Genomic DNA, 4,652 nt, shown 5'->3' with positions numbered 1-4,652 from the left:
CCATTCTCATCGCAGCAGCGCCGGGAGTCGACGCCGCTGTGCAGCGCGCCGGAAGGCTAGGGCTCGGACTGAACCCGGGGATCTCCGAGTGGAAATCCTTTGAGCACCAACTCGCGACTTTCCGCGCCGCCGTACCCGCCGCTGAGAGTCCCGGCCCGATCGTCGTGCGCGTCAACAACCCCGTGACCGAAGCCCCACTCGATGATGCCGGTCGCGCGCCGCTGTCAGGGTCCGTCGACCAGATCAGGCGGGACCTGCTCCGGGTGGCCGAACTCGGCGTCGACGAGGTCATGTGGGACCTCACCCAGGCAGAAGTTCCGTACAACGTCCAACTGACACTGCTGGACCAACTCATCACCGCGCGACCCGCCGAATCCGTCGGGCGGCGTCGCGACCTCTAGACCTGCTCGCCGAGGCGAGACCAGGGCTTCGATTCGTCGGAGCAATTCCTAATCAGTATCCACAAATCAGTCAAAGGAGTAGAGGATGACCGAGAAGAAAATCATCGCGATAGTGGGCGCGACCGGCGTGCAGGGCGGCGGGCTGCTCAGGGCGATCATGGCCGACCCGGATGGTCCGTTCACTGCGCGGGCCCTGACCCGCAACGCCGACTCGGACCCGGCGCGTGCACTCGCCGCCCAAGGGGCAGAGGTGATCGAGGCAGACCTCGACGATGAGACCAGCCTTCGCAAGGCCTTCGACGGCGCTCACGGCGCCTATGTGGTCACCAACTTCTGGGTCCAGCGCACCCCCGAAGAGGAGCAGGCCCGCACCCGCGCCGAGATGGAACTCGACCAGGCCGCGGCAGCAGCCCGCGCCGCCAAGGACACCGAACTGCGCCACGTGGTGTGGTCCACCCTCGAGGACACCCGGCCCCACTTTCAGCGACTCGGTATCGAGGTCCCCGACGCCCTGGGCAACTACAAGGTCCCGCACTTCGACGCCAAGGCCGAGGCCAACGCATCGTTCACCGCGCTCGGCGTGCCGACCACCTTCCTGCAGACCACGTTCTACTACGAGGCTTTCCTGCAAGGCCAAGGCCCGCGCCGTGACGACAACGGCGAGCTGGTTCTGTCGCTGCCGATGGCCGACAACAAACTTGCGCTCGTCGCCGGTGAGGACATCGGCAAGACCGCGCTCGGCGTCTTTCGCCGCGGTGATGACTTCATCGGCAAGACCGTCAGCATCGCCGGCACCCACGCCACTGGGGAGCAACTCGCCGCGATGTTCACTGCAGCGTTGGGCGAAAAGGTCGTCTACCGACCGATGACCACCGATCAGATGCGGGCATCCGGGCAGCCCGGCGCCGTCGAGGTCGCCAACATGTTCCAGTTCTATGCCGACGTATCCGAATACTTCACCGGAGTGCGCAACCTCGACCTGGTGCGTGAGCTCAACCCCGAACTCCAACCGCTCGACACCTGGCTGACCCAGCACAAAAACGAGATCCCCCTCGACTGAATTCCCTTGCGAGTTCCCCGAATTGATACCCGGCACGATTCGCGCCGCGCATTGCGCGGCGCGAATCAAAGGAGATTAGTGATGAGTTCCTTGGCGAAGCCTGACGAGCAGCCGCACTTCGGCAGTAGCGATATGCTCATTATCCACAACATGTTCCGCCGCGAGTTCGCACTGATGCCCGGACTCGTCGGCGCTGTCGTAGCGGGCGACCACGACCGCGCCCAGATCATCGGTGATCACGTGCAAGCTGTGATCGCCCTGTTGCACGATCACCACACCCACGAAGACGAGGACATCTGGCCGCTGCTGCTCGATCGCTGTACCCGAGCGGCTCGGCTGGTGGGGCTGATGCAAGGTCAACACCAACAGGTCGCCACGCTGCTCCACGAGGTCGACGATGCGTTGAGCATCTGGCGCGATGCCGTCACCGTCGAGTCTCGCGAGGCCCTGGCGGACGTTCTCGGCAGGCTGATCCCGGCGTTGAAGGAGCACCTGAGTGCGGAGGAGGACCGCGTCGTTCCCCTCATGGCGCAGTACATCACGATCGCCGAGTGGCACCCGACCATGGGGAGCGAATTGGCCGCCGACCCAGCACAATCCCCACTCACGATCGGCCTGCTGATGTATGAGGGCGATCCCGACAGCATCGACCACTTCATCGCCGCCAGGCCCGCCGACGCCCGCCCCGTCATCAGGCAGCTGGCGGCAAAGACATTCGCGGACCACTCCCAGCGGGTCCACGGCACCGCCACCCCACCGCGCAGCACCGAACTCTAACCAGGAGTCGACGTGACTGACCAACCCCACGACCTGATGTTCGGCACCCTTCCAGGAACAGCGCCCCGAGAAGGCGTACCTAGCAACAGGTTTCGCGGAGGGCGTCGAGTTCGTGAAGGGCGCATTCACCGGCGCCTCGAGCAGGACTGACGGCGCCGCAGGCGCGGCCGCGGCGTGCACGGCAGCGAGTCCAACGACCGCCGGCCCACCGAGATCAAGACCGCCTGGATAATCAACGTCGGCGCGGCCGCCGGGTGGCCGGTTATCTCATAGGTGATGTGTTTAGGGCTAAACGGGGCAGTACCATCGCCCTTTTCGTCGCCGACCACCGCAACAGGATTGGCGCCGAAGAGATCGCGGATCCAGACGACGGCATATCCGCCTAGCGCTATCACCACAACGAGAGGCAGCGGCATCCACACCTTTTGAGGATCCTGAATACGTTCTGCCTCCGTAGCTTCCGGTCATGGCGACTGCGACATCGCGCAGACCGCTGTCCTAGAAGGCGCGGTTCAGGAGTTCGGTCGTGGCGATCATGTAGCCGGTGACATACGAACCGTCAAAACCCTTGCTCGGCGTTGTCGGACGTGCTTTGCGGTTGAATAGTATGCCGTTACGGCCGTTGAGCTCCGGTGTAAACAACAAGGGGACAACGCGTCTGGCGTATTGGTCTGGCGATTGCAGGAACAGGCCGATGGCGCCTTCGAATAGGCGGTAGGACAGGCTTCCATTGCGGCCCAGCCAGTTTTCGCGGATGCCGGTCTTGATGAGCCCGGGTCCAAGGCCAAAGTATGCCGGTCCGGGGAACATCCCATTGGCGCCCAACGCGAGGGCTTCGTTGCCGGCGAGGGTGTTGGCGTGGGCTGCCATGGCTTTATACCGCAACTCTGAGTTGAGGTCGCCGGGATTTCCGAGCTGGCCGCTGCCTGGTGAGCCCATGACGAACACGCGGGGTTGGGGCGCGCCGGCGGGACGTGCGATTCCAAGGCGGCCACTGATGCCCTTGAGGATGGCTACCCGGTTGAGGAAGCTGACTGCCATGTCGCGCTCGATGCCCTCGGCGGTTTGCTCGCGCGTTGGAGCGGCGATGATGCCGGCAGTGAAAAGCGTCACGTCGACGTCCTCGACCGCGAGGTCCTCACCGAGCCGCAACGCGTCAGCCATCAACGACAGATCAGCCCGCACAAATTTCGGTTGTCCTTGAGGAAATTCGCGCAAAGTGCGGCCCACGACGGTGACATCGGCACCGCGCGCCATCGCAAGCCCAGCGATTGCCCGCCCAAGGCCGTTGGTACCCCCGATCACGAGGAGTCTCTTGGACGACAGATCCAGCCTGTCGATCGGCTGGGGACGAATGCTGAATTTGCCAGGGTTCAGTGGTCGGTTCATCATTGCCTGCCTTTCGGATGGCCGCAGTTCGGCCCGGTGAAACCGAAGATGCTGCGGGATGGTCCAGACGCTAGATCACTAACCGGACTATACCCCGCTTATGGGAATCCCGTAAAGTTCACTACATGGACCGGCTCGCGTTGACACCGCCAACACCTAGCGGTGAACGTGCTGACGCGGCGCGCAACCGGCGCCAACTGTTAAGCACCGCGCGAGAACTCATGGCTGAAGTGGGCGCCGCACGGGTCACTATGGACGGCCTCGCTGCCCGCGCTGGTCTGGGTAAAGGCACCGTATTTCGCCGCTTCGGTAGCCGCGCGGGCATCTTCCAAGCGCTGCTCGACGAGGAAGAACGCGGTCTGCAACTAGCGGTGATGTCCGGGAAGCCACCATTGGGACCCGGGGCGCCGCCGAGAAATCGGTTGATCGCCTACGGGCATGCCCGAGTGCAGTTTCTGTTCGACCACCACGAGATCGCACGAGCCTCGCTTGACGGCGGTCAGCCAGTGCCCCTCGGACGTGAAAGCCCCCTCTCGCGCATTCATATCCGAATGCTTGTCGGTCAAATCTCCCCAGACGTAGCAGACCTCGATGTCCTCGCGATTCAACTCACCGCCGCCTTAGACGGCCCACTATTCCTACAACTCACAGCCGCCGAGCTCTCCAAGCCGGCGATCGACCGCAACCGCCGACGACTCAAAACCGGGTGGACGGATCTGATCGATCGAATCTGCCCCGCGTGACGCAAGCAACCACACACCGCAGCGGCATGTGGCATCACGACCCCTGAGTGCGAACCGGCGTCGATCGAAGGTGATAGCTGCGGCTACCAGCGGAGCAATGACCAGAACCTCTGGATGAGCCTCGGTGAAGCGGTGTGAGGGGGGCGCACCTTCAGCCGACGGGCTCCAGGCGGATGACGGGGAATTTCCTGGAGGTGTTCTTCTCGTACTCGTGAGCGTCGGGCCAGTAGGTCGACCAGATGCCGTAGAGCCGTTCCCAGTCAGGTGAGTGCGGCCGGATGA

At 63.7% G+C, this 4,652-nt stretch carries 6 protein-coding genes; 4 read left to right on the top strand and 2 right to left on the bottom strand.

Going from position 1 to position 4,652, the window contains the following annotated elements; all coding sequences use genetic code 11:
- From VNW74_RS02530 to VNW74_RS02520, 3 genes are all read left to right on the top strand, one after another.
- A partial coding sequence (locus VNW74_RS02530) for a hypothetical protein (RefSeq protein WP_325675037.1) occupies window positions 1-401 on the top strand: 401 nt, incomplete at its 5' end.
- A gap of 85 nt (window positions 402-486) precedes the next feature.
- Entirely contained in the window at window positions 487-1,461 is a 975-nt protein-coding gene (locus VNW74_RS02525; RefSeq protein WP_325675036.1) for an NmrA/HSCARG family protein, read from the top strand.
- An 81-nt stretch (window positions 1,462-1,542) separates the two neighbouring features.
- Window positions 1,543-2,238, top strand: a complete 696-nt coding sequence (locus tag VNW74_RS02520; RefSeq protein ID WP_325675035.1) for a hemerythrin domain-containing protein — start codon at window positions 1,543-1,545, stop codon at window positions 2,236-2,238.
- Between the two features lie 125 nt (window positions 2,239-2,363).
- Here VNW74_RS02520 and VNW74_RS02515 read toward each other — a convergent pair whose 3' ends face one another.
- Window positions 2,364-2,654, bottom strand: a complete 291-nt coding sequence (locus VNW74_RS02515) for an MmpS family transport accessory protein (RefSeq protein ID WP_325675034.1) — start codon at window positions 2,652-2,654, stop codon at window positions 2,364-2,366.
- A gap of 82 nt (window positions 2,655-2,736) precedes the next feature.
- Window positions 2,737-3,627: an SDR family NAD(P)-dependent oxidoreductase gene (locus VNW74_RS02510; RefSeq protein WP_325675033.1), complete on the bottom strand. Its 891-nt coding sequence runs from the start codon at window positions 3,625-3,627 to the stop codon at window positions 2,737-2,739.
- A 125-nt stretch (window positions 3,628-3,752) separates the two neighbouring features.
- Between VNW74_RS02510 and VNW74_RS02505 the strand changes: the two genes are divergently transcribed.
- On the top strand, window positions 3,753-4,370 hold the full coding sequence (locus tag VNW74_RS02505) for a helix-turn-helix domain-containing protein (RefSeq protein ID WP_325675032.1): 618 nt from the start codon (window positions 3,753-3,755) through the stop codon (window positions 4,368-4,370).
- Window positions 4,371-4,652 lie beyond the last annotated feature (282 nt).

Source organism: Mycobacterium sp. (genome assembly GCF_035570115.1).
Classification (GTDB): Bacteria; Actinomycetota; Actinomycetes; order Mycobacteriales; family Mycobacteriaceae; genus Mycobacterium.
Note: the sequence above shows the minus strand (reverse complement) of the source record. Positions and strands in the feature narration are given on the sequence as shown.